Source organism: Terriglobia bacterium (genome assembly GCA_036496425.1).
GTDB lineage: Bacteria > Acidobacteriota > Terriglobia > 20CM-2-55-15 > 20CM-2-55-15 > 20CM-2-55-15.
Window position 1 is genome coordinate 1 of record DASXLG010000348.1, and the last position, 25713, is coordinate 25713.

Sequence of the window (25713 nt, forward strand, 5' to 3'; positions counted from 1 at the left end):
GAACTTCTCGGGTCCCAGCACCTCGATCGACGGAAACGGCACTTTCGGACAGATTACCAGCTTGGCCGGCGGCCTCAATACCGGCGGAAACGGCGGGCAGCGTAGTCTGGTCGTCAACACCCGGATCAACTTCTAGGAGACGAAAAGGGAAGGAACCGCAAGAAGCACAAAGGGCACAAGAAAGTACCGTCTTTCTTGTGCCTTTTGTGCTTCTTGCGGTTCCTTCCCTTTTCGCTAGAATGGGGCGATGTGGCTGGGCCCTGCCCTTTTTATAGGCGTGAGTATCTTCCTCTGGAGATACATCGGTGCGGTGTTTGTGCCGGAAGTCCTGGCCCGGTCGGCATTTTCAGTGTTACCGGTGCTGGCGGACCTGGAGACCGTGATTGTCGCCAACGCCGCGATTCTGTATTTCGGCGCCTACTTCGTGTTCGCGATCTTCTGGCCGCGGCTGAAGCCGTATTTCCGGAGCCCCTTCCTGGCCGGTATCGGTCTGTGGGGGATCCATATTCTGATTGTGTTTCCATTGGTGGGGCGGGGAATTCTCGGTTACAAGTTTCCGCAGGGATGGATGGCGGCGTGTCTTCCGCTGCTTCTTTCACACTGGATGTTCGCGCGCGGGCTGCAGTTTCAGGAAAAGCGCGGCCGCTGATCAGACGCCTTCCTCAGACTTCTGCTCCAGCGATGCGTGATGGAGCACGAGCAGCCAGTGGTCATCTTCATAAACGAAAATATTGGTGGCGTAAGCCCGTGCGCGCCGCATCTGATCGCCATTGGCGGTCGTGATGCTTTCAAGGCAGGTGACCCAGGCGGTCTGGCCCTGAACTTCGACGGAGACCTCGGCAATGTCGATGCGCATGAACGTCGTGTTGCGGAAGATCTGCTCCCAGCTGTTGCGGATGTTTTCCCAGCCGGCAAGCCGGGTCCAGTTGGGATGAATGCAGATGGCGCTGGCGTCCGTGGCCCAAACCTCATCCATCAAATCGATGTCGAGGCTTTCGAGCGCGAAATAGAACTTGAGATTGGCCTCAACGACCAGTTCCGGATCGGTCATCTTATTGACGCCTGCGCGCTGTCGCGCTTGCATTCGCTCCGCTCATGAAGATTGTTCATTTATCACATCATTGGACCCGCACGCGACCTGTAATATTGATGACAACCTGCTTCGAGTTCGCGTGTGAGCCCGTAATTGTAAGCGTGGCCGCGGGAGATACGTTTCCACGTTTGTGAAACTCCGGCGCCGCGTTCGCCGATATCTGAAAGCCTCCCGGAAGCACGATCGTTTCGTCCGCAAGCCACTCCGGATCGAGACATTCCATGACGTACGACGTATTCGAAATGACGCGTATCCGGCAGTCCCGGCTGCGGCTGATCGCTTTCACACGCGTCCATTGGGTATTACCGGCGACCTGCCTTGTCACTTGGTCGAGCTGGTAGTTGTCACGAGCGCGCAATAAGGATGGCGTTGCGAAGAACGCTATTGCCGACAGGATTCCGATGCTGAGGCACGATTCAAGAAGTGTCATTCGAATAAAGTCGCGTTATTCCCAGATTTCCGTCAGGTCCAATGTGAAGCCGGGAAGTTCCGGATCACCGGAAATTGATTCAGGATTATCCAGCAGTTGCGGAGTTTGGTCCGGGCTATACACATAGACTTGCCGGTCAGGCGGATAAATCAGAAATCCGAGTTTCGCGCCATTTGCGACATATTCCTCGAGCTTGAATCGAATTTCGTTCAAAGCGTCGCTTGGAGACCACAGCTCTATTACAAAGTCCGGACAAATCGGAGCAAACACAGATTGTTGCCGTGGAGTCAATACGTTCCATCGGCTGCGGAGAATCCAGGAGGCGTCCGGCGAGCGCGTCGCTCCGTTAGGGAGGACAAAGCCGGTGTTGGAGTCGAAGAAGACGCCGCGGCCATCCTGTCTCGCCCAGTTTCCGAGCTGACGGGTGATCTCGGCGTTGCGCATACCCGTTCTGGAATTCGCCGGTGACATGACGATGATTTCCTTTCGGGCCGTGAGCTCGAGGCGCAGTTCGGGGTTATCGCCACAGAGATGGAAGAACTGTTCTGGCGTGAGGCCGACGGACTCGACGTTTAGGACATATCTAGTGGCGTTTACCTGATCGATCGTCAATGGAATCCTGGCCATACGCGCTTCCTCTAGAGCAATTATATTGCCGTTGGGCCGTGTATAATAGGCGGCCATGTGTCCCAGCCCAACATCATGAAAACGCGCCTGGGCGCGGTAGCCGCCAGTTGTTTCGTGGCCGTTGCGATTCTGTTGCTATCCTGGACCACCTACTTTGCCGAGCTGAACTCCACCGCCTACGATTTCACACTCCGGCTTGCCGGTCCGGTTCCCGTTAAAAGCCCGACGACGATCGTTGCGATCGACGAGGACAGCCTGCACCGCGTCGGCCGCTGGCCATGGTCCCGCGACAGGCTTGCGCAGCTGATTGACCGGATCGAGAGCGCACAACCCCGGGCGATCGCTGTCGACGTCCTTCTGGATGAAGAGGACAAGACCACGAGCGAAGCGGATGACAAGCTCGCCGCGGCCATCGCCAAGGCTCACGCTATTGTGCTGGGCGCCCATCTTGAAACAAAGGACGGCGTCGAGAGGTGGAATCAACCGGACGCGCTCTTCATGCAGAAGCACGTGCGGCTCGGCCATGTTCATACCGAGCCCGATTTCGACGGCATCACGCGCCGGATTCCCGCGATCAAAGCCAGCGCGGGAGGACTGCCGATCGAAGCACTGTCGGTGGAGGCATTGCACGCCGCGGGACTTCCGTTCAAGGCAGATTTCGAACGGAAAGCCGGTGATGCGGCCGTTTACAAACCCGAATCCATCAATATCCGGTTTGTTGGCGACAACGACAGTTTCTTGCGCGTGCCCGCCTGGCAGCTGCTGGACGGGACCGCAAACGCCGGCCGGCTCAAGGATCAGATTGCGTTGATCGGTTTTACGGCCGAAGCGGCAGGGGACCAGTGGTTTACGCCATTCGCGCGGACGGGCCGGAAGATGAGCGGAGTGGAGATCCATGCCAACGCAATCGATACGCTATACGCCGGCCGTTCGATTTCCGCTACTCCGCCCGAACTGTTGCTTGCCGGCCTCTTCTTCTATGTGCTGCTTCTGTGGTGGCTGGACCGGCATTTTGAAGGCAACCGGTTCTATGCCGCGTCTTTGCTGACCGGTCCCGGGGTGCTGATCGTTTCCTGGCTGCTCATGAAATATGGGAATGTATGGTTTGAATTCCCGCCCTTCTGGGCGGCGCTCGTGGTCGTCGTGCCCGGACTGGAAGTCAGCAAGCTCGTACGGCTGAACTGGGACCTGGACCGCAAAATCGAACGCCTTTCCAGCGGCTGGCTCGCGGCGCTGCACTTGTATGAACCGGAATGGCCCGAAGCCGGGGACGCGGTCGCGCGCCGCGCCAACGTGTTTTCGCAGCAGGAGCGGACTGCGCGGTGGAAGTTGGATGCCATCGACTTCTTCAACGAAGAGTTGATGCGGTTTCTGTCCTTTAATAACGCCATTCTGGCGAGTATCGAAGACGTCATCGTTGTGTGCGACCGGGACGGCCGGGTGGTCTATCAAAACCCTGCAGCAAAGAAGCTTGCAGGATACCGGGAAAACCCGGGACCGGCGCCGGAATATCTCGCTTCCGTCCTCGATGGACGGACATTTCAGCTGGAGCCCGGGATTTTACAATTTGTCGCGGCACGGGACGGAAAGACCTTCTACAATGTTACGGTTACCCCCATATCCACGGCCGGCGTGGTTTTCGCCCTGCATGATGCAACGGCTCAATATGAATTAAACCAGGCGAAGACCGAAATGGTCTCCCTCGTTTCGCACGAGCTGCGGACGCCTCTCACTTCGATTCGCGGATACAGTGAGATGTTGCTCAAGTACAACCTGGTTCAGGACAAGGGGAAGGAGTTCCTGAGCACGATCATTGACGAGAGCAACAGGCTGAACCAGCTGATTCAGTCTTTCCTGGATATCGCCTATATCGAGTCCGGGCGGCAGAAGATAACGAAGTCCGATTTCGAGATCGGGCCGGTTCTCAAGGACATGGCGAGCGTGATCGCTCCGGTGGCCGGGGGGAAGCAGATTTCGATCGTGATGCCGGAAGTAAACGGAATGCGTGTCAGAGCGGATCGCCTGTTGTTGTACCAGGCATTGACGAATCTTGTGACAAACGCCATCAAGTACAGCCCGGCGGGCACGACAGTCCGCATCGGCGTATCGAATGGAAACGGCGCAGTCGCTTTCCAGGTGGCGGATGAAGGCTGCGGTATTCCCCCGGAGGACGCCGCAAAGATCTTCGAAAAGTTTTACCGCCGCGGGAACAAGGAAACCCGCGAGCAGAGCGGCTTCGGTCTCGGCCTCGCCTTCGTGAAAGAAGTTGCGGTCCGGCACGGAGGCGATGTGATAGTAGAGAGTATAGGTATAGGCAAGGGGTCGACCTTTAAATTGTCCATACCGATCTGAGCAATATGACTGCAAGTAAGCCAAGGATCCTGGTCGTCGACGACGACCGTTCCATCTGCAAATTGATGGGCTCCATTCTCGAAATGGAATCCTATCCGTTCCGCGTGGCGATGAGCGGCGAACAGGCCATGCGCGCGATGAATGAAGAACCGTTCGACATTCTGGTCAGCGACATTTATTTAGGCGACGATTCCGGGCTTCACCTGCTCGAGCATATCAAAGCGATCAATGCGGATGCGGAAGTCATCATCATGACCGCCCACGGGTCGATGGAGACTGCCGCGCATGCCGTCCACAACGGCGCTTTCGACTACATCAGCAAGCCGTTTGTGATCGATGAAATGCTGGGGATCCTGCGCCGCATCGAGGAAAAGTTCCGGCTGGTCCAGGGCGCGACCGTCGGCGCGGAGCTGGTCGAAACATTTCCCGATACCGAAATCATCGGCGCGACGCCGAAGATGGTCGAGATCTATAAAAAGATCGCCAAGGTTGCCCGCACGGACTCACCGGTCCTGGTGGCCGGCGACAGCGGAGCGGGCAAAGAACTTGTGGCGCGCGCGGTTCATGCACACAGCCGGCGGAGCACTGCGCCGTTCATCGTGGTGAATTGCGGCGCGCTGCCGGAAACGCTGCTCGAAAGCGAACTCTACGGTCACGAGCGCGGTTCGTTTACCGGCGCGACGGGGACCCGGAAGGGCCTCCTGGAGAGCGCGTCTGGCGGCACCGTCTTTCTGGATGAGATTTCGGAGACCTCACTGAGCTTTCAGGTGAAACTGCTGCGCGTGATTCAGGAGCACGAAATCCGGCGCGTCGGCTCGAACGACACGGTCCAGGTCGATATCCGCCTCATTGCGGCCACGAACCGGGATCTCCGTGAGATGGTTCGCACCAACCGCTTCCGCGAGGACTTATTTCACCGCTTGAACGTTTTCACGATCGCCCTTCCACCGCTCCGTGACCGAACGGCCGACATACCTCTGCTGGCCAGCTACTTCATCAAGCTGTTTGCCGAAAAGCATGGCAAGGCCGTACGACTGGCGGCTGAGGCGGTCGAAGCCATGAAGCGATACTCATGGCCGGGCAACGTCCGCGAGCTCAAGAACATGCTGGAGCGCGCCATCACCTTCAACGACACGGGCGTCATCCAGCCCGACGAACTTGAGCTCGGTGAAGTTGATGAAGACGTTGAGGTTAGCGCCGGATCTGCGGCGCCGGCCGGAGCCGCGAGTGGGTCGCTCGACCAGATGGAGCGGGACCACATTATTAAAGTGCTCAAGGAAACCGGTGGGAACAAAAAACGCGCCGCCGAGATTCTGGGGATCGAAAGACGAACGCTCTACAACAAGGCGAAACGCCTCGGAATTGATTTTGGAAGCATTTAAGTGTAGGATGGCCGGGCCTTTAGGCGAACTATCATGAGGATAAGAAGGACTTTTTCCGGTCTTCTTTTCGCCACTCTGGTAATGAGTGTATCCGTGTTTGCGTCGGGCCGCTCACAACCGGAACCAAGCGTGTTGCTGAACAATGTCGTTTCGAAGCTGGACCGCGAAGCAGCGGTGGATGCAGAAGGTTCGGCGTTGTTTGCCGCTTTGATTGAGAAAGAGTACGGCACGCGTGAAGACGAATTGAAGTTGGGGTCGGGACAGCAATTGGGCTGGGGCGATATGGCCGCTCTCGCTTATATCCAGTACTCCACAGGAAAGAGCTTTGCAGAGATGATTAAGGAAGGCGCTCGACGTGACTTCTGGGCGTATGCCGACAATGCCGGGCTGAACTGCGGCAAGATGGCCCAGTTGCTCGGCGATTTTTTGAAGCGCGCGGAACGCGAGAGAAACACTCGCATTTTCGACAGGTTGCGGGCGTCGCGCCGCGTCCATCCCATGCCCGATCTGGGTAATGGGTTTGGCTTGTTCCAGGAATCACTGGACTTCCGGCACATTGACGTTCCGCAGCCGACAAAGATTCACGACGTGCCTGGCGATCTTGCAAAAGGGGGCCAATGAGAAGGGTACTGATTGTTTTGGCTTTGTTGCTTCTGCCTTCCGCACTGTGGGCTCAAGGAGCTTTGCAGGTGACCTCCGTCAACGGTCCGGTTCAATGGAGGGCAGCAGCCAGCAAGACATTCGTGCCGCTCACCAGATCCGCTATCCAGGTTGGTGATGAGTTAAGGACAGGCGACGGCGCCAGCGTCATTCTGACGGTCCCGGACGGATCCTATATGGTCGTTTCGGAGAACTCGAAGCTGGTTATCGAGGACTTCTGGAGCGGCAGTGTCCGAAGCATCATGAATCTGATGATGGGCGAGGTCCGCTTTTACATCCAGCGCTTCGGCGGCAGGCCGAATCCGTACAGCGTGCGTACACCAACGGCGTTGATCGCGGTTCGCGGCACCATATTTGATGTGAATGTCGATGCGGCGCAGATCGTCGAAGTTCAATGTCTCGAAGGCCGCGTGACTGTGGAAAATGGGCGCGAAGTTATTCTGGAGCCTAATTTCAAAACGCTGGTGCGGCCGAACGAATATCCGACGACGCCGGTCAGGCTCGACGCCGAACTGAAGAAGGATCGCGTCATCGAAATGCGCAAGGTGAGCGCGCCGGAGAGTGACTCGAACAGCGCTCCATCGCTGGATATTCTTTTGACCGGTAACGACCGCGGCAATCGCCCCTCGGATCCGCAGTTCGGATCAAACTCGCGCGCCATCGACAATACCCAACGCGCGAAGCCGTCCCTTACCTTCCCATAACGCCCGCGTTCAATCAGGAACGCGGGCATAAAGCCGGCATAAAGGCTGCGGCCAGAAAAAAACCGAAAAAAATTTGTTGCAAACCGGATGCTCTCCTAAGAGAATCGCTGCCGTTTAACAAACATCCCATGAAGGGAAGTGCACGATGACCAGGGAAGGTACAGCAACCGCAGTCGCTACGGATTCCACGCAGCTCATCACCAGCTTATTCGCGCTTATCCCAGTTCCTGTCGCGATCGTCGAGCAGGATGGCCGCGTTGTTCTCGCCAATTCCGCTTTCAGCGATCTCTTTCAGAATATCCAGAACGTACAATTGCTGCCCCAGCATGAACTCGAAGTGGCCGGCAGAGGAACTTACGAACTCGAAACGGTTCCCCTGAACGACCACGGCATGAAGATCGTTTACGCCGCAGAAATCACGAATGAAGTGCAGCTGCGGCGGCAGATGGTTCACATGGAGAAGATGGCGGCAATCGGCCGCCTGGTATCCGGCGTAGCCCACGAATTGAATAATCCGCTGGCCGGAATTCTCGGCTATGCGCAGCTTCTTTCGCGCTGCGACCTCGATTCGTCGGCGCGCCGCATGGTGGATGTCATTCTGTCTCAGGCGGAGAGGTCAGGGAAGATTGTTCAGAATTTTCTGAGCCTTGCTGCCAAGACCGAACCGAGGCGCGCCGCTTTCGATTTGAATGATGCCATCCGCAGTGTGATGCAGCTGCGCGCATATCGGGAGAACGTCGAAAATATTTCGATTACGACGGATCTCGCGGAGGATCTGCCTTGCGGCTGGGGCGATCCTCATCAGATGGAACAGGTCATTTTGAACCTGGTCGTCAATGCAGAGGATGCGATCGGTGATGTCCATCGCCGGCCGGGTTCCATCCATATCAAAACCTCTGTCGAAGGCGGCCATCTCCAGATGACCGTCGTCGACAACGGCAGCGGCATCCAGGCCCGTGACATGGCTCGAATCTTCGATCCTTTCTTTACCACGAAAGATAGACATCGGGGAACCGGTCTGGGGCTGAGCATCTGCGCGGAAATCGTCAAGGATCATGAGGGTGAGCTGTATGCCTGGAGCACTTACGGATTCGGTTCGACGTTTACGCTCGAATTGCCCATCCGGCAGCAGGCGGAGCCCGAGCCGGCACCCGAGGCACGCACCTCACAAGGAACCGGCCTGCGCGGGAAGCAGATTCTGGTCATCGACGACGAGATTCACATCACTGAACTGATTTTCGACGTTCTGGCGCGGCACGGAGCGCGAGTCGATCTCGCGAATTCCGGTGTGGAGGCGCTCGACCATATTAAAAGCAAGAGCTACGACGTCATCATCTGCGATCAGCGGATGCCGGGAGTGAGCGGCCAGCGTCTTTACCGGCTGGCGGAATCACTGAATCCGGAATTGAGACGCCGTTTCCTGTTCGTAACGGGAGACGTGGTAAGTGCCGAGACTAAGCGGTTCTTTACTCAGGCGGGCGTTCAGTTCATCCGGAAGCCCTTCCGGATTCACGAATTGGTCGATGCCATTGAAGGTCTGCTCAATCGAACTCAGCCACTGGGTTCCTGAGCTGGCCGATTCGTTCGATTTCAATCTCGACGACGTCTCCGGGCTTCATGAAGACCGGCGGGTTTCGGACAAAACCGACACCTGCCGGTGTACCCGTCGCAATGACGTCGCCGACCTCGAGAGTCATTACTCTGGAAATATAAGAGATCAGATTCGGAACATCGAAGATCAGGTTGCTGGTGTTTGATTTCTGCATGGTCTTTCCGTTCAACCGGAGCTCGATGCCGAGCCCGCTTCCGTCACCCAATTCATTGCGCGTCACCAGATATGGGCCCATCGGCGCGAACGTGTCGAAAGATTTCGCGCGGAGCCACTGGCCATCGCCGAATTGCAGATCCCGGGCGGAGACGTCATTGCAGATGGTGTAGCCGGCAACGTAATCTACGGCTGTATCGACCGTCACCTGTCTGGCACGCCGTCCGATGACCACCGCAAGTTCGGCTTCGTAGTCGATCTGCCGGCTCATCTGGGGGATCACGATGGGGTCTTCAGGACCGACGATGGCGCTGGCGTACATCGCGAAGAGCAGGGGTTCCCTGGGCGCCTCCCGTTTGAATTCGGTAATGTGCTCTTTGTAGTTCAGGCCAATCCCTATAAGCTTCTGGGGATGCATTACGGGAGCCCGGAAAATGATGTCGGCCGGCGGGAACAGAAAGCCTTGGATGCCGCTCGACGAGCGTTTCAAACCATGCAGTTGATCTTCGAGGATAGCCAGGCCTTCTTTAACCTGGAGAACTTCTTCGATCGAAAACACAACGCGCGGAAATTCCAGGAGGTCATCGCCGATGGCTTTGGTAATGTCAAAGCAGGCGTCGCCGAAAATGCACCCGAGTCTCAGGACAGAGGGAGCATTTTTCCGGGAAAAATTCATGAATTTCACGCGTACCTCCTGTAGAATCGCCCAAACTCTAGCATGCCGCTTCCTCTGAGACCAAAAACCCAATCCGAAATTGATGCCAGAAAAGCGGTGCTTTCGCTGCGGTGGCTGGTCGTTATCCTGGCCTCTTATCTTACTCTGTTCAGCTACATCGGTACCGAACAGTTTCCTCTGGTATTCGGTATCGCGCTTGTCTTTTCGCTGACGAATATCCTGTTGATGCTCATTCCCCGCAAACGATTTACCGCCACCCGGATCCAGACCGGTATTGCCGTTCTCGACCTCGCCTTCGTTTCCTTAACCCTGTATTTACTGAGGGTTCCCGGGAATTATCTGTTTTTGGGCTTCCTTGCGATTTTCATTCTTGCCGTCTTATGGCGCGACCTGCGGTTGGTCCTGGTCTCGCTGTTTGTGGTGAGCCTTCTGTTCGGCGCCTTCAGTTACTTCCGGTTCTTCGGATTTCAGGCGGAGGTCAACGTCGAACGGTTCCTGACCATGTCGCTGTTCTTCGTCGTGGCGATCTTTTACATCTTCCTGTGGGAGCGCTTGATGCAGGATGCCAAGACGACCAACTCCATGATGGAAGAAAACCGCATCGCGGAAGCCATGGTGGAGATGACGCGCACCCTGTCGTCGTCCCTGAACAGCGACGAAGTTCTGCTTTCGATTGTTACCCGCCTCAGTGAAGTCCTGGAAGCGGAAGACTGTTTCATTGTGCGGGTCGACTCCAAAACGGGCCTGGCGCGCGTTCTGGTTAAAGCATCGCAGCCGGACAAGCGGAACCTGGATATCAACATGGAAGATCATCCGGAACTCAAGCAGGCCCAGGAGGCCCGGCGGTTATTGTTCATGCCTGATGCGAAACCGTTTGGAATCATTGCAATTCCAATGATTGCGCATGAATCGGTGCTGGGGCTGATTGACGTGCGGTCGGCAAGGCTGCCTCCTGTCCTCAGTTCTGCCAACGCCCGGTTCTTTGAAGTCATGGCCAGTACCGCCGCGAACGCCCTCAGGAACGCGCAGCTGTTCGAAGAAGTGGAGCATCGGGCGCGAACGGACTTTTTGACGGGCTTACCGAACCATCGTTTTTTTCAAGCAACATTGTCCGTGGAGTTAGGCCGGGCGCAGCGGCACAACCACCCCTTGTCGCTGTTGATCGTCGATCTCGACTATCTGAAGGAAGTGAACGACCGCTTTGGCCACCCGAGCGGGGATATGGTGATCCGGACGATCGCCGCAGCGATCCGTACCAGCTGCCGCGAGATCGATTTTGCGGCGCGCTACGGCGGAGAGGAATTCACCGTCATTCTCCCCGAGACACCGTTAGCCGGCGCCATCCAGGTTGCGGACCGGATTCGTGATCGAATTTCGGCGGAACAGTTTCCGGGTATCGGGAATATTACGGCTTCGGTTGGCGTATCGAACTACCCGATCAATGCCCTGAGCAAAGAAGATTTGATCCGGGTCGCCGACCAGGCGCTGTATATCGCCAAGAACGGCGGCCGCGACCGTGTTGCATATTTCAATTATCAGATGATCACGCGGTAGGGAATAATGGGGGGCATGGATCTATTTCCAATAGATCCGCTTCCCATCACACCTTCATGTACGCAAGTCTTGCTTCAAGCATCCTGGACAATCGTGCAATAGGCAGGCCGAGGACGAAGTAAATCGCCGCGGTCAGCAGTCCGATCCCGATGTAGTCGTAGTTCGTTGCCGCGAGCTGCCCGTACATCTTTGTCAATTCCACCATTGTGATCACGGATACCAGGGAAGAGTCCTTCAGCAGGGCAATGAAGTCATTGGTCACGGGCGGAATGACGAGACGTACGGCCTGCGGCAATACGATCTTCCGGATCGTCTGGATTCGGGTCAAGCCGAGCGCCAGCGCTGCATCGAGTTGTCCGCGAGGAATCGACTGAATGCCGGCCCTGTAGTTTTCCGCTTCATATGCGGCGTAATTGAGACCCAGGCCGATGACGGCTGCCCACAAGGGCGAAAACCGGATACCGATGGAAGGCAGTCCGTAGAAAATGATGAAGAGCTGAATCAAAAGCGGGGTGCCGCGAATGACTTCAATGAAGGCGATGACCGGCCAGGCGAGCATGGCCGGCCCGAAAACTCGAAAGACGGCAAGCAGAAGGCCGAGTCCGATGGCGATTGCCATCGACAGCGCGGAGATCTCGAGGGTGACCAGCGCGCCCTGTAGCAGCAGAGGCAGAAATTGTGCGTACTGTTCCAGGCGCTGTTTGAATGTGTGTTCGGTCCGAATGGCGTCGAGATAGTCCTTGTAGCGTGGAGAGTCATCGTTGGAAACCGGTTCCCGGTCCCCAAAAGCCTGAGCGGTTGACGCGTTGTAGATACCCCAGTCGGTGTAGATCTTCCGCAGCGTTCCGTCTCTCTTCATCGAATCCAGGGACGCATTGATTTGCCGGAGCAGGTCGAAATCGGCCTTGCGGATACCGATTCCAAAGGTCATCTGAGCGGCGGTGAGCTCGATGTTTTTCACTCGCGGCCCGCTGGCATAGTACAAGGCGATCGGCGTGTCCATCACGACCGCGTCGAGGCGGCCCAATGCCAGATCGATATAAGGCTGGACCTGCCCGTCATAACTGCGGATCACCACATTGCCGAGGCTTTGAACATAACGCTCGGCAAACGTCACTTTAAGCACCCCGACGCGCATTCCCCGGAGATCGTCCGCGTGCTGGATGCGATCGTCGTCGATCCGGCGGGTGAGTGTGATCGTGGAGTAGAAATAAGGATTTGAGAAATTGATCCTCTCCGCGCGTTCGGCAGTGATTTCCAGGCCGTTGATGACGACGTCGTACTCGCCGCGTTCGAGCCCTGGAACGAGACCATCCCACTGGTTCTGGACAAATCGGGCCTTACGTCCCATCCGCGCCGCAAGCGAGTTCGCGAGGTCCACCTCAAAGCCGACGATGTGCGCCGGATTGCGGGGGTCCGGAAAGGTATACGGCGCGCCGCCCTCGGCATCAGCAGCCCAGACCAGTTCCTGGTCCGCCGCGGCTGCCGTCAGCTGCAGCGGGGCAATGAGGACGGCGATCAACAGGTAAGGAATGGCTTTCATGGTTTTCCGAATCTACAATACCAACGTGGAGTATTTCATCGAATTCGTAAATGTGTCGAAGTCATTCGGCGAGATGAAGGTGCTGGACGACGTCTCGTTTGGCGTGAAAACCGGTGAGACATTTGCGATCCTCGGTCCCAGCGGAGTGGGCAAGACGGTGACACTGACCCACGCCGTCGGACTGATGAAACCCGATAGCGGACGGATTATCGTCGACGGGGAAGACATCACCTTTATGACGGAGCAGCAGCTGGCGGAAGTCCGCCGGAAGGTGCAACTGGTGTTTCAATCCGGCGCTTTGTTTGACTCGCTCTCTGTCTGGGAGAATGTGGCTTTTCCCTTGAACGACAGCGGGCGGTCCGAAGCGGAGATAGAAGCCAGGGTCGCGGAGTATTTGAAGCTGGTGGAAATTGAAGACCTGGCGGCCCTCATGCCCAGCGAACTCAGCACCGGAATGAAACGCGCAGTCGCGATCGCCCGCGCCGTTGCGGCCCAACCGAAGGCCATTCTCTATGACGAACCAACGACGATGGTGGATCCGTTGATGTCGCAGACCATCAATGCACTAATCCGAAAAATGGAGCGCCAGCTGCAGCTGACCCAGATGGTCGTGACGCACGATATCGCCAATTGCGCCGAAAAAGTCGCCGACCGCGTCGCGCTGTTGAATAAGGGCAAATTCGTCTTCATCGGCACCATGAATGAGCTCTACGCGAGCGACCACCCGATCGTCCGGGAGTTTGTGGAAGAAGACCGGGTCCGGTTTGAACAGGATAAGGAACCGGCCTGACAAGGGGAGGTTCCCTCCTCGCTCTTCTCGAATCACTTTTCTGCGCTGAGCAAGAGAGCTCCTTCTGCCCGGAAGTGCAGATGATCCTGCCGCGTGGGGAACCAGTGAGTCGGCTTCCAGTCCTCCGGGAGGGGCGTTGAATCGATGATCCTGCGATGCAATGCCGAAACAAACCCGGACTGCTTCAGTGCCGCCGCGTATTCCTCGGCGCTTAAAAGGTGGACTGGAAGGTCGATATGCTTGGCCCACTCGTGGCTGTACACATTTTCCCTGTAATAACTGATCAGGAAGCACGCCTTGCCGCCCGGCTTCAGGATCCGGTACACCTCGGAGAAGGCGTTTTCCAGTTCGGGATAGTAGTAGATCGACTCGACGCTGAGCAGAGCATTGAAGAAACTGCCGGTGGTTGGAATCCCGGAGGCGTCCGCGACAACGAAGAATGTGTTGTGCGGGTTACGGTAACCGGATCGGGCCTGGGCAATCATCCGGTCCGATAGATCGACGCCGACGACGATTCCTCTGGACGCTTTCTGTGCAAGAACGCGGGTGGCCCAACCGACGCCGCAGCCGAGATCGAGCACGTTGTGGTACTCGTCGATAGCCATCGATTCGATCAGCTGACGGGTCGTCTCCCAGTGCCCCTTTTCCAGCCCTCGCCCGCGGCCGGACCCGGCCCACTGGTTGAACTCGCGTCGAATGCGCTCCTGCATCATGGTGCTATTATCACTCCGTGCGCCCGGTTCTCATCTTCGATCTCGACGGCACGCTGGTCGACTCCAAAAAGGATCTTACGGCTTCCGTAAATCACATCCGGAATCGATTCGATCTGCCTGTTTTGACGGAGGAAGAGATCGCTCGTTTCATCGGAAACGGCGCAGCAATGCTGATCCGGCGGGCGCTCGGCCCGAAGGCCAGTGAGCCGAATGTTCAGGAGGGGCTGCAGCTTTTCCTTTCCTATTACCGGGCACACATGCTGGACAGCACCGTGCTTTACCCCGGCGTTTTCGAGACCCTCGAGCGGCTCACCGACTGCAAGCTTGCGGTTTTGACCAACAAGCCCGTGCATTTCAGTTGTGCGATGCTCGACGGTCTCGGCATTTACAAAAGGTTCGCCGCCGTGTATGGCGGTAATAGTTTCGATCACAAAAAACCGGATCCCGTCGGGGTCTATCAGATCCTGTCCGACACGAAGGGGCAGCGCGAGCGTACCTGGATGATTGGAGATTCCGCTGTGGATGTGCTCACCGGACGAAACGCCGGCGTCCAGACCTGTGGTGTGACGTACGGCTATGCCACGCAGACTTTCAAAGACGCCCCGCCGGATTTCATGATCGACAATTTTTCTGACCTGGAGGCTTTGGTCCATGATTGAAGTTCGCAACTACATTCGGGGCGAATGGCTCTCTCTCCGGCAAGGCCGCGAAATCGAAGTGCGGAATCCGGCCGATCCAGACGAAGTCGTCGGAAAGGGCTTTCTCGCTTCCGCCCGCGAGGCCGAAGCCGCGCTCGCCGCTGCAGACGAAGCTTTGCCATCGTGGTCGCGCACGCCGGCCCCAAAACGCGGCGAAATTGTTGAACGCGCCGCAGATCTCATCCGGGCCGAACAGGACGATCTCGCACACCTCCTTACCAGAGAAGAGGGCAAGACGGTTGCCGAAGCCAAGGGCGAGATTTATCGCGCCTACAACGTTTTGAACTACACCGCCGGACAGTCCCGGAGAATGGGTGGAATCACGATTCCATCCGAACTCCCAAAGAACTTCGCCTATACGATGCGCCAGCCCCTCGGGGTTGTTGCGCTGATCACACCATGGAACTTTCCGATCTGCATCCCGGCCTGGAAGATCGCTCCGGCCCTGGTCGCCGGCAATACTGTCGTCTTCAAGCCGGCATCGTCCACACCCCTCACGGCCGCAAAGCTGGTTGAAATCTTCGAACGCGCGGGATTGCCTGCGGGAGTATTGAATCTGCTTGTCGGCAATAGCTCCGATGTCGGAGACCAGCTCACACGCGACCGGCGGATTCGGGGTATTTCGTTCACGGGATCTTCGGAGAACGGCACTCAGATCTACGCGTCCTGCGCCGCGCGCGGAGTTAAAGCGCAGTGCGAAATGGGTGGGAAGAATCCCGTCGTTGTGCTTGAAGACGCCGATCTTGATCTGGCGGCAGACGGCATCGTGTCGGGCGCATTCGGTTCAACCGGGCAGCGCTGCACGGCGACCAGCCGGGCGATCGTTCACGAAAAGGTCGCGGACGAATTGCTGGCGCGCATGACGAGCCGTCTTTCGAAGTGGAAGGTGGGCAATGGCCTCGATGCCGATATTCAGATGGGGCCGCTGGTGAGCGCGCCACAGATGAAGACGGTCGAAGACTACATCGCCATTGGAAAGAGTGAAGGGGCGCAGCTTGTCACGGGCGGCAAGCGTCCGGCCGGTTTGACAAAAGGATTCTTTCTTGAGCCGACGATCTTTGATCACGTCCGGCCTCAGCATCGTATCGCACGGGATGAAATCTTCGGACCTGTCCTATCGATTCTTCGAGCTAAGGATTATGAGCAGGCGCTGGAGTTTGCGAATACCTCCGAATACGGGCTCACATCGTCGATCTATACGAACGATGCCGGCCGGATTTTCGACTTCTGCGAGCGAATCGAGACCGGAATGGTTCATGTCAACTCGCCAACTGTCGGCGGAGAAGCTCAAATTCCGTTCGGCGGAATGAAATCGTCCGGGGTTGGCGAGCGGGAACAAGGCCCGACGGCGCTGGATTTCTACAGCGATGTGAAGGTGATCTATATCGACCATACCGGCGCGGCGCGAACGAGCAAGTTCTACTGAGGCGCTACAGGCAAAAGTGCGGCGGCGCTCCCGGATCGAACAACACCGGCATTGCGGTGTCCAGCCACCTGGCGTGTGGCGCGCGCATCAGTTCTTCGCGGGTGAAGTAGCGGACGTCGGTAATCTCGTCTCCATCCGGCTTCAACGTGCCGCCGACGATTTGTCCTCGAAAGACAATACCGACATATGAGGCCCTGTCGCCGTTTGGATAATCGATGATCAGGTCCTCGCCGCCATAGACGCCCAGCATGCCGGTCACCTGAACCTGCAGCCCTGTCTCTTCCATTGTTTCCCGGACGGCAGCTGCGGCAGGCTGCTCTCCCGGCTCGATGAGACCGCCCGGGGCGACCCAGATCTCCTTGTCGGCATGAAGACAAAGAAGAATGCGGCCCTCTTCGTCATGCAGCACGACGGCGGCGGACGGCAGCAATAGAAGATCGTGGCCTACTTTCTGACGAATCTGCTGCATGTAGCCGGACATCGGCATTTGTTTTCTCCTGGTGTGTTGCCGACCATGACATCCGCAATGAACTTCCTCACATGCGGCGAGGTACCTCGATGCCCATGAGATCGAGAGCTTTCGTCAGCGCTTCCCGTGTCAAATCCACCACCAGAAGATAGAACAGCCGCCGGCCCGGGTCGGTTTCCGACAGAATGCGATAGTGGTGGTAGAACAGGTTGAATCGCTGCGCCAGTCCGAATGCGTATTTCGCCAGAGATGCGGGCTCCAGACTCGCGATGACCTGATTCCCGATCTCATCCAGGCGCAGCGCCATGTACAGCAGTTCCCAGATATCGTTGGCGTCGTTGAGGAAGGCCGCAACCTTGGGATCATTCAACATCTGGTGCACGCGAGCGAAGTCGAAAGCCGCGTCGGCTTCACGCACTTTGTGAATGATGTTGTTCGCGCGGACCGCGGCATATTGAATGTAGGGACCTGTTTCGCCATCGAAGTTCAACGCTTCCTTGAAATCGAAGGCGATGATCGCCGTGCGCGTGAACTTCAAGAGGAAATAGCGCAGGGCCCCGACGGCGATTTGCCGCGCTATGGTGTCGGCCTCGCCGGGGGTGATGCCGGTATTTCGTTTGACGACTTCTTTCCTGGCTTCAGCCTCGAGTGTGTTCAGAAGATCGTCCGCCTTGACGCCCTGGCCCTTTCGTCCTGAAACCTCGATGTGAGCTCGTTTCTTATCCTCCTGGGGAACCTCGATGCCGAGTTGTTCAGCGCAGGACGGCGTCAGAGCCACGACTTCATACGAAAAATGGATGGACCGCCGCGCCTCCTCTTCATATCCCAGGCCCAGTAAACCCTGGACAACCACGTTCTGCAGATAGGACTGGCGAACATCGATGACGTTGTAAACCGTATGACCGTGACCGAAAGGAGGATGATCCTCCCGGCCTCCCGACGACGAAGTCACCCAGACGTCATCGCCGGTCTCGAGCAGTTCATACCGGAAGTCCTGGTCGAGGAGTCCCACCTTCCAGAGCTGGTAGGCAATATCCTTTCCGACGTAGGTTACGGTGCCGTTCGATCGAACGATGATTTTGTCGTCTTCATGGCCCTCGGCGTCCAGCCGCATCACCCAGCACCCGCTGTTTTTGCCTTCCTGTTCAAAGAAGATCGCTTCTTTCTCTTTGAGCTGGCGGAATGCATAGTCCCAGAACTTGAGATGCAGGATATCGCTTTCCCGCGGAAGCAGGTCATACTGGACGTTGATCCGCTGCATCGTGCGCAGGTGGCATCGGACAATCGTCATGGCGACGAGCTCCGCCATCCGAGCCGTATCGTTGTCGCCGTGTTCGATTTCTTTCAGCGCCTGCCCGCGAAGGGCGTGCTTTGGATCCTCCGCTTCATAAAAGGGAGTCACGCGGGCATAAACATCCCAGCAGTAATAGTCGAATTTCAGCGACTTGTCCGTGACCATCCGCCGGATGTCTTCCAGTGTCTTTCGCTCGACATGTTTGAATCCGACGACAACGTCTGCGACCTGGACCCCGGTATTGTCGATATAGTTCTGCACTTCAACCGCGCGGCCTGACGCCTGAAGCACACGTACGAAGGTGTCGCCGATGGCCGCATTGCGCAGATGACCGATGTGCGCCGCTTTGTTGGGGTTGATGTTCGTATGTTCGACGATGACTTTGCCATCGTCCGAGGGGAATCCTCGCAGCCGGCTGCTGCGGACGGCCGAAGCCCTGTCGAGATAGAAGTTGATGTACCCGGCTCCGGCAGCTTCCATTCGTTCGATGCCGTCGATCTTTCCGGCGCGGGCAATCAATTCTTCCGCGATAACCCGCGGGGGCTTTTTGAGGTGACGGGCAAGCTCGAATGCGACCGGAGTCGCCAGCTCGCCGAATTCGACCTTCGGAGTCTGATTGAGAACGATATCGGGAGGATCGATATTCCACTGCGCGCGGATCGTTGATCGTAGCGCCTCCTTCAGGCGCGCATGGAGATCCAATAACATAAACGGCAATGTTAACATTAGAAACCATGAAGACGCTCTACTTCGACTGTTTCTCGGGTATCAGCGGCGATATGACGATCGGCGCGCTTCTGGATTTGGGACTCGGCTTTGACTACCTGAAAACCGAACTCCACAAGCTGCCCGTCGAGGGCTACGAGCTGCGGATGTCGCGCGTCATACGATCGAATCTGAGCGCGCTGAAATTTGATGTTCTGGTTGATGGGCAGCAGCCGGACGCGGAGCATGAACATCAGCACGACGAACACGATCATCACCATCACCACAATGATGATCACGAGCACACGCATCCGCATGAACCGGCCTCTTCCCATGCCCACTTTCATCGCAAGGCGTCTGAAATTCTGAAAATGATCGCGGAAAGCAAGCTCACGCCTAATGCAAAGCGCATTGCGACGGAAATTTTCACGAAACTCGCGATTTCGGAGGGCAAAGTCCACCACATCCCTCCCGATGACGTCGAGTTTCATGAGGTCGGCGCCGTGGACTCGATCGTGGACACCGTCGGGGCGGCAATAGGATTCGATGCGCTCGGAATCGAGCAATTTCTCTGCTCCGCCATCAACATCGGCAGTGGTTTCGTTCATTGCCAGCACGGCGTGTTTCCTGTACCGGCTCCCGCGACTGCCGATCTGCTCCGACACGCGACGATCTACCAGAAGCACGCTCAAACCGAACTTGTGACGCCCACCGGCGCCGCCATTCTTGCCGCAGTCGTCTCCCGTTTCGGGACTCTAAGCGGGTTTGCCGCGGAAAAGATCGGCTACGGCGCCGGCACAAAGCAGTTTGCCGATTTCCCGAACTGCCTGCGGTTGATGATCGGCGAAGAGCACCCGATAACGGCCGACCGGGCCGGGACGGCGGTCATCGTCGTCGAAGCGAATATCGATGATATGACTCCTCAGAATCTGGCATACGCAACGGAAAAGCTGCTCGATGCCGGAGCGCTCGATGTCTTTACGATTCCAATCCAGATGAAGAAATCCCGCCCGGGGCAACTGCTGCAGGTTCTGTCGCCGCCCGGCGCGGCGGACCGCCTGACCCGGCTCATTTTCGAGGAGACGACCACGATCGGTATCCGGCGTTATGCAGCCGATCGAACCATTCTCGAACGCGAGTTTGTCGAGGTGGTTACCGAGTTCGGCAAAGTCCATATCAAGGTTTCAAAATTGGACGGCCAGGTTGTGAATTACACCCCGGAATACGAGGAATGCGCCCGCCTGGCACGGGAAAAAAACGTCCCATTAAAGAAAGTACAGGCAATGGCCGTAAAGGCGTATCTCGAGGGTTGAACTTATTGGAAATTCGAGATTGGAAGTTCGAAATCGAAAATCGAGGAACCCAATCTCCAATTTCGAACCTCCAATCTCGAATTTCCAATAAGTTTGCCGTACCAAAGGGTGCGCCTGATCTCTCTTTCCCACCAACCTGATACACTAGTTATTTATGCCCAACACGTTTTACATCACTACGCCGCTGTACTATGTGAACGCGCCGCCTCACCTGGGGGGCACATATACGACGATCGTCGCCGACACCATTGCCCGATATAAACGCTTGATGGGTTTCGACGTTAAGTTGTTCTGCGGGACGGACGAACACGGCCAGAATATCGAACGGGCTGCCAAAAAACGGGGTATTTCGCCTCAGCAACTTGCAGATCAGGTCTACACCCAGTATCGGGATCTCTGGAAGCTGATCGGAATCGAATACGATGAATTCGTCAGGACCACCGAGCAGCGTCATCATGCCAGCGTGATCGAGCTTTACACGCGCGCCAAGGCGAACGGCTATGTCTATAAGGGTTCCTATTCCGGCTGGTACTGCGTTTCATGTGAGGCTTACGCGCCGGAAAGCGATCCCTCCACACCTGTGCCTTGTCCGGATTGCGGGCGGCAGACAGAGTGGTTTTCCGAAGAGAGCTATTTCTTTAAATTATCCGCATTCCAGGAACGGCTTCTCGAGTTGTATGAGAAAAATCCGTCCTTTATCCGGCCTGAATCGCGCCGTAATGAAATTGCATCATTTGTAAAGGGCGGCCTGAAGGACCTATCGATCAGCCGCGCCACGTTGAAGTGGGGGATTCCACTTCCGGACGATCCCAATCACGTTTTTTACGTATGGTTTGACGCGCTCACGGCTTATATGAGCGGTATCGGTTATAAAACGGACCCCGCAAAGTTTGAGAAATACTGGCCGGTGGATACTCACCTGGTGGGCAAGGACATCCTGAGATTCCATACGGTTTACTGGCCGGCCTTCCTGATGGCCGCTGGAGTCGACACGCCGAAATCCGTCTTTGGGCATGGCTGGTGGCTGTCCAAGGACGTCAAGATGTCCAAGTCGCGTGGCAACGTGATGGACCCGTTCCTCCTTCACGAAGTGTTCGGTTCCGACTTGCTGCGCTATTACCTGCTGCGGGAAATGGTCTTCGGCCAGGACTGCAACTTTGCAATCGAGGCGATCATTCAGAGATACAACAGCGATCTCGCAAACGATCTGGGAAATCTCCTTAGCCGGACGACGGCCATGATTGCGAAGTACCGGAACAGCCAGATTCCGCAATCGGGCGAAGCGAAAGGCGACGGGGAAGTGCGTGAACTGGCGCAGCGCGTCATCAAGAACTACCAGAGTCATTTCGATGATTACAACTTCTCCCGGGGCCTCGAGAATGTGTGGGAGCTGATCTCGAGAGTCAACAAATACATCGTTGAAAACGAGCCCTGGGCCATCGCCGAGAAGCCGGCGGAAGCCGGGAAGCTGGACAGCGTGCTTTTCCATGCGGCCGAGTCGTTAAGGCTGATCGCAGCCATGGTTGCGCCCGTCATGCCCACGACTGCCCAAAATCTATGGGAGCAGCTGGGACTCGACGGCAAAGTATCCGGCGTTCAGCTCCAGACATTGAAATGGTCGCAGGATCTCGCTGGAAAAAAGCTTCGCGCCGGTGCGGCGCTTTTTCCGAGAATGGATCCGAAAGAGGTTTTGAAAAAGATGGAGAACGCAAGCGAACAGCGAGCCGCTGCGGTTGAAAAGGCGGCACCGCAGGCGGAAGCGCCGGCGCCCGTTGCCGCCGGGAATCTGGCGGCTCAAATCACGATTGACGATTTTTCCAAGATCGATTTGCGAGTTGCGACTGTAGTTGAAGCCGAACGCGTGAAAGGTGCGGACAAACTTCTGCGCCTGGTTGTCGATCTCGGATTCGAAAAGCGGCAGATCCTGGCCGGCATCGCGATGGCGTACCAGCCCGAGTCGCTGGTCGGGCGGAAGGTCGTTATCGTGGCGAATCTGCAGCCGCGGAAGTTGAGGGGGCTGGAGTCCAACGGAATGATCGTTGCAGCTTCGCTGGGGCCCGAAGACAAGCCGATCCTTGCCGGCTTTCACGAAGCCGTCGAGAATGGGGCGCGCCTGAAATAGTGTTAATTGATTCTCACGCTCATCTGGATGATCCCCGTTTCGATGACGACCGCGACGCCGTCCTGCAGCGCGCATGGGATGCGGGCATACGAAAGATCCTGACGATCGGCAACGGCAGCGGACCGGATGAAATGGGATGCGGCATCCCGATCGCCGAGAAGCACGATTGGATCTATACCTCTGTGGGAATTCATCCTCACGATGCGAGCCGCGTTGAGGAACGGCATTACGCGCTGATCGAACAGCTTTGCAGGCACGAGAAGGTCATCGCCATCGGGGAGGGGGGACTTGATTACCATTACGACAACTCGCCGCGGGAGGTGCAGCGCGAAGTATTCCGCGCACAAGCGGCTCTTGCCAGAGATCTGGATCTGCCGCTCATCGTGCACACGCGCGACGCCGATGCGGACACCGAAGAGATTCTGCGCGAGGCGTCGCCGCGCCGCGGAATCCTGCACTGTTTCACGTCGAGCGGGGCGCTTGCCGACTTCGCGTTGAGCATAGGGTTTTTCATCTCCTTTTCCGGAATTGTGACATTTCCGAAGGCTCGCGAGGTTGCAGACATTGCGGCGCGTATTCCAGCGGACCGCATCCTCCTGGAGACCGACGCTCCTTATCTCGCTCCGGTGCCTCATCGGGGCAAGCGGAACGAGCCGAGCTTCGTTTCGGAAACGGCCAGGTACCTGGCGCAACTGCGCGGAGTCCCGGCGGAAGAGCTGGGAGCGCAGGCGTCAGCCAATTTCAACAGAGTGTTTGCCGTCAAAACATCGTAAAATGCGCTGGTTGTATGGCTTTTAGTGCACAGGAAATCTATCAGCTCATCGCCCCCGAGCTGGGCCGCGTCGAAGAAGAGCTGAAGGGATATACCCGTTCAGAAATCCAGCCCATTGCCGAGATCGGTGAATATATCTTAAGCGCCGGCGGGAAGCGCATCCGTCCGGCGCTGCTGTTGTTGACCGCGAAGATGCTCGGAGAGGTTTCGCCGATGAGCATCCGGCTCGGCGCTGTTGTTGAATTCATTCACAACGCCACCCTGGTTCATGACGACATCATCGACGGGGCTGATACGAGGCGCGGCCGTCCTTCCGCCAATTCCCATTGGGGGAATTCCATGACGGTGCTTGCCGGGGACTGGCTGTATATGCAGTCCTTTGCGGTCGCTCTAAGCGAAAGGAATTTCGAAGTCCTCGGCACACTTATCGGTATTACACAGAAAATGGTTGAGGGGGAATTGCTGCAGCTGACGGTGCTTGGCAAGTCACAGATCACCCAGCAGCAGCTGCTGGATATTGTCGAGCGGAAAACGGCGTATCTGTTTTCAGGCTGCACGAAACTCCCGGCGATTGCGGCCGGCCTGAACCATGGATCGGCGGACCGGCTGGGTGAGATCGGGAAAGCCCTCGGGATGGCGTTTCAGCTGGTGGATGACCTGCTGGATTTGACCTCGACCTCGGACATCCTGGGTAAACCGGCGGCAAGCGACCTCAAAGAAGGAAAGATGACGCTACCCGTCTTCTTTGCAATTACGAATGCGAAAGCAGAGGATACCCAGAAGGTCCAGAGAGTCCTCGACGAGCGTAATTTCCGGTCGGTCGACCGCGTTGAAATCCTTCATCTGGTTGAAAGGTCGGACGGCCTCGAGCGCACGCGGGAACTTGCCCGCCAATATGCCCGCCGGGCGATTCAATTGCTTGAGGAATTCCCGGCTTCGATATATCGTGACGCCATTGTGAGCATCCCCGAGTTTATTTTGAATCGTACGGCTTGATTACGTTAATTGATGAAGATTAACTTCTCGATCCGTTCCTTCCTCGTCTTCCTGGCCATTTCCTTTACCGTGCCCGCCGTTCTCCTGTTCGGTTTTTTCGAGGCCCGCAGTGGTGTCCGCCAGGCGCGGGAAGATGCCCGTGACGTGAATCGGCAGGCAGCGCTGATGATCGAGCACGAGATCGCGGCTTCACTGGAACAATTCAGAGCATTCAGCGAGGGCTTGGCGCTGGACGTCGACGTCGGTGCCTTGAGGTTTCGGGATACTGGCCGCGTCATGGAGGAGGTCAAACTCTATCCAGGTATCACGTATCTCATTCTGAATAAAGATGGAGTATCTGTTGCGGGTTATTCCAACAGCAGGGAAATACGGATCGGCGCGGACTTCAGCGACCGGAGTTATGTCCAGCGGGCTTTCGCTTCGCGAAAGACCGTGATTTCCGGCACCCTTACCCGTTCGGCGAATACTTCAGCGGTTGCGTTTTGTGTGCCGCTGCTGGACATGGATGGAAGCGTAAAGGGAATGCTTGCCGGAGCAGTTCCAACGGAGCAATTTCGCACGCGTTATCAACTGGTCCCGGAGCAATTTGCCTGGGTCCAGGACTCGTTCGGCAATACGGTTTCGGCGACCAACGTGGATCCTTCCGAGCCAAAGAAAAGCAATGAGATCATCGAAACCCGTGTAACCGCGCTGGGCTGGAAAGTGGTTGTTGGCCTGCCTGGCCGCTACGTGATGGTACGCGCCCGCCGTGCCATTTACAACGCGATATGGGTCGCCTTGATTTGCACTCTGATCGGTGGGGCCGTGGCAAGCATCGTCGGGTTTTCAACCGTAAGAGGGCTCGATAAGATCGGACGCCAGATCCGGGGCATGTCGGCCATCAATCTCAGGCCGATTGAACTATCGAATAAAGGCTTGTATCCGCGCGAAGTCCGCAGCCTGATCGGAAACTTCAATAATCTGCTCGATCGCACGGCCCGCATGCAACTCGCGGAGTTCGAAGCCATTTCTCACCTGGCGGATACCGTACTGGTTGCCGGTTCCGACGGCCGCATTTCCTACTTGAACGATGCGGGCGTCCATATGTTCGGCGACATGACCGGCAAGCCTGTTCACGATCTCATCGGCACGGAGACCGCCCGGAGTATTCTCTCGCAGGTTCCCCCGAAAGCCTGGAAAGGCGAGGCTTTCGTCAGAAAGGCTCAGGGCGAAACATTCGATGCCTTTCTCAGCAGTACTCCGGTGCTGGAAGACGGAAAACTCAGTTCGGCCGTCATTATTGTTCAGGACATCACACAGGAAAAAGCCGCGCGGGAGGCCAAAGCTCAGTCGGAAAAAATGATCACTCTGGGCGAACTTGTGGCCGGGACGTCGCATGAGCTGAATAACCCGCTTGCCATTGTTACCGGTTATGCCGATCTGCTTTTGCACGAGAATGGGCTTCATCCGGAGCAGCGAACGAAGATCGAGTCCATACGAAAGAACGCGCATCGGGCCGCGAATGTCGTGCACAGCCTGTTGGCGTTCGCTCGTAAACGCAAAGCGGAGCGCACGGAAACGGATCTCAACTCTGTTGTTCGTGCGGCGCTGGAGCTCAAAGAATACGATCTCAGAACCAGTGGGATCCGC

General features: G+C 56.9%; 23 protein-coding genes. 15 read left to right on the top strand and 8 right to left on the bottom strand.

From position 1 onward, the window contains the following. Window positions 1–277: 277 nt before the first annotated feature. On the top strand, window positions 278–649 hold the full coding sequence (locus VGK48_25485) for a hypothetical protein (GenBank protein HEY2384543.1): 372 nt from the start codon (window positions 278–280) through the stop codon (window positions 647–649). Here VGK48_25485 and VGK48_25490 read toward each other — a convergent pair whose 3' ends face one another. The 3 genes from VGK48_25490 to VGK48_25500 are packed head-to-tail and all read right to left on the bottom strand — an operon-like array spanning window position 650 to window position 2150. Beyond that, on the bottom strand, window positions 650–1084 hold the full coding sequence (locus tag VGK48_25490) for a nuclear transport factor 2 family protein (protein HEY2384544.1): 435 nt from the start codon (window positions 1082–1084) through the stop codon (window positions 650–652). A 34-nt stretch (window positions 1085–1118) separates the two neighbouring features. After that, complete coding sequence (locus VGK48_25495; GenBank protein ID HEY2384545.1) at window positions 1119–1523, bottom strand: hypothetical protein; 405 nt, start codon at window positions 1521–1523, stop codon at window positions 1119–1121. A 15-nt stretch (window positions 1524–1538) separates the two neighbouring features. Continuing rightward, on the bottom strand, window positions 1539–2150 hold the full coding sequence (locus VGK48_25500) for a Uma2 family endonuclease (GenBank protein ID HEY2384546.1): 612 nt from the start codon (window positions 2148–2150) through the stop codon (window positions 1539–1541). Window positions 2151–2225: 75 nt separating this feature from the next. Here VGK48_25500 and VGK48_25505 point away from each other — a divergent pair, with 75 nt between their 5' ends. The 5 genes from VGK48_25505 (at window position 2226) to VGK48_25525 (ending at window position 8818) form a co-directional block, all read left to right on the top strand. Then, window positions 2226–4502, top strand: a complete 2277-nt coding sequence (locus VGK48_25505) for a CHASE2 domain-containing protein (protein ID HEY2384547.1) — start codon at window positions 2226–2228, stop codon at window positions 4500–4502. A 5-nt stretch (window positions 4503–4507) separates the two neighbouring features. Further along, window positions 4508–5884: a sigma-54 dependent transcriptional regulator gene (locus tag VGK48_25510; protein ID HEY2384548.1), complete on the top strand. Its 1377-nt coding sequence runs from the start codon at window positions 4508–4510 to the stop codon at window positions 5882–5884. 81 nt (window positions 5885–5965) lie between these two features. Continuing rightward, on the top strand, window positions 5966–6505 hold the full coding sequence (locus VGK48_25515) for a hypothetical protein (GenBank protein ID HEY2384549.1): 540 nt from the start codon (window positions 5966–5968) through the stop codon (window positions 6503–6505). Further along, on the top strand, window positions 6502–7248 hold the full coding sequence (locus tag VGK48_25520; protein HEY2384550.1) for a FecR domain-containing protein: 747 nt from the start codon (window positions 6502–6504) through the stop codon (window positions 7246–7248). The genes VGK48_25515 and VGK48_25520 overlap by 4 nt, the downstream gene beginning before the upstream one ends. Window positions 7249–7393: 145 nt before the next feature. Continuing rightward, window positions 7394–8818 (top strand): ATP-binding protein, encoded by a 1425-nt coding sequence (locus VGK48_25525; protein HEY2384551.1) that lies wholly within the window; start codon window positions 7394–7396, stop codon window positions 8816–8818. Here the strand turns inward: VGK48_25525 and VGK48_25530 are convergent. Then, window positions 8790–9689, bottom strand: coding sequence for a fumarylacetoacetate hydrolase family protein (locus VGK48_25530; protein HEY2384552.1), 900 nt, complete (start codon window positions 9687–9689; stop codon window positions 8790–8792). The two genes, VGK48_25525 and VGK48_25530, sit on opposite strands and share 29 nt — an antisense overlap. A 42-nt stretch (window positions 9690–9731) precedes the next feature. Here VGK48_25530 and VGK48_25535 point away from each other — a divergent pair, with 42 nt between their 5' ends. Next, window positions 9732–11243, top strand: a complete 1512-nt coding sequence (locus VGK48_25535; protein ID HEY2384553.1) for a sensor domain-containing diguanylate cyclase — start codon at window positions 9732–9734, stop codon at window positions 11241–11243. Window positions 11244–11289: 46 nt separating this feature from the next. Here VGK48_25535 and VGK48_25540 read toward each other — a convergent pair whose 3' ends face one another. After that, the gene (locus VGK48_25540) at window positions 11290–12786 is read right to left on the bottom strand and encodes an ABC transporter substrate-binding protein/permease (protein ID HEY2384554.1); all 1497 of its coding nucleotides are present in this window, start codon (window positions 12784–12786) and stop codon (window positions 11290–11292) included. Between VGK48_25540 and VGK48_25545 the strand changes: the two genes are divergently transcribed. Further along, complete coding sequence (locus VGK48_25545) at window positions 12785–13576, top strand: ATP-binding cassette domain-containing protein (GenBank protein ID HEY2384555.1); 792 nt, start codon at window positions 12785–12787, stop codon at window positions 13574–13576. The two genes, VGK48_25540 and VGK48_25545, sit on opposite strands and share 2 nt — an antisense overlap. Before the next feature lie 32 nt (window positions 13577–13608). Here the strand turns inward: VGK48_25545 and VGK48_25550 are convergent, their stop codons facing one another. Further along, on the bottom strand, window positions 13609–14289 hold the full coding sequence (locus VGK48_25550; GenBank protein ID HEY2384556.1) for a methyltransferase domain-containing protein: 681 nt from the start codon (window positions 14287–14289) through the stop codon (window positions 13609–13611). 17 nt (window positions 14290–14306) lie between these two features. Here VGK48_25550 and VGK48_25555 point away from each other — a divergent pair, with 17 nt between their 5' ends. Continuing rightward, window positions 14307–14948, top strand: coding sequence for an HAD-IA family hydrolase (locus VGK48_25555; protein ID HEY2384557.1), 642 nt, complete (start codon window positions 14307–14309; stop codon window positions 14946–14948). Beyond that, entirely contained in the window at window positions 14941–16413 is a 1473-nt protein-coding gene (locus VGK48_25560) for an aldehyde dehydrogenase family protein (GenBank protein HEY2384558.1), read from the top strand. Before VGK48_25555 ends, VGK48_25560 begins: the two co-directional genes overlap by 8 nt. A 4-nt stretch (window positions 16414–16417) precedes the next feature. Here the strand turns inward: VGK48_25560 and VGK48_25565 are convergent, their stop codons facing one another. After that, window positions 16418–16900 (bottom strand): NUDIX domain-containing protein, encoded by a 483-nt coding sequence (locus VGK48_25565; protein ID HEY2384559.1) that lies wholly within the window; start codon window positions 16898–16900, stop codon window positions 16418–16420. Between the two features lie 49 nt (window positions 16901–16949). Beyond that, window positions 16950–18884 carry an arginine--tRNA ligase gene (locus VGK48_25570; protein HEY2384560.1) on the bottom strand — a complete coding sequence of 645 codons (1935 nt, stop codon included), beginning with the start codon at window positions 18882–18884 and terminating at the stop codon, window positions 16950–16952. 26 nt (window positions 18885–18910) lie between these two features. Between VGK48_25570 and larC the strand changes: the two genes are divergently transcribed. The 5 genes from larC to VGK48_25595 form a co-directional block, all read left to right on the top strand. Beyond that, window positions 18911–20194 (top strand): nickel pincer cofactor biosynthesis protein LarC, encoded by a 1284-nt coding sequence (gene larC, locus VGK48_25575; GenBank protein ID HEY2384561.1) that lies wholly within the window; start codon window positions 18911–18913, stop codon window positions 20192–20194. A gap of 154 nt (window positions 20195–20348) precedes the next feature. Continuing rightward, window positions 20349–22316: a methionine--tRNA ligase gene (gene metG, locus VGK48_25580; protein ID HEY2384562.1), complete on the top strand. Its 1968-nt coding sequence runs from the start codon at window positions 20349–20351 to the stop codon at window positions 22314–22316. Further along, complete coding sequence (locus tag VGK48_25585; GenBank protein HEY2384563.1) at window positions 22316–23089, top strand: TatD family hydrolase; 774 nt, start codon at window positions 22316–22318, stop codon at window positions 23087–23089. The genes metG and VGK48_25585 overlap by 1 nt, the downstream gene beginning before the upstream one ends. Before the next feature lie 14 nt (window positions 23090–23103). Beyond that, window positions 23104–24084 carry a polyprenyl synthetase family protein gene (locus tag VGK48_25590; protein HEY2384564.1) on the top strand — a complete coding sequence of 327 codons (981 nt, stop codon included), beginning with the start codon at window positions 23104–23106 and terminating at the stop codon, window positions 24082–24084. 12 nt (window positions 24085–24096) lie between these two features. Next, window positions 24097–25713: histidine kinase dimerization/phospho-acceptor domain-containing protein (locus VGK48_25595; GenBank protein HEY2384565.1), on the top strand; the 1617-nt coding region annotated here is incomplete at its 3' end.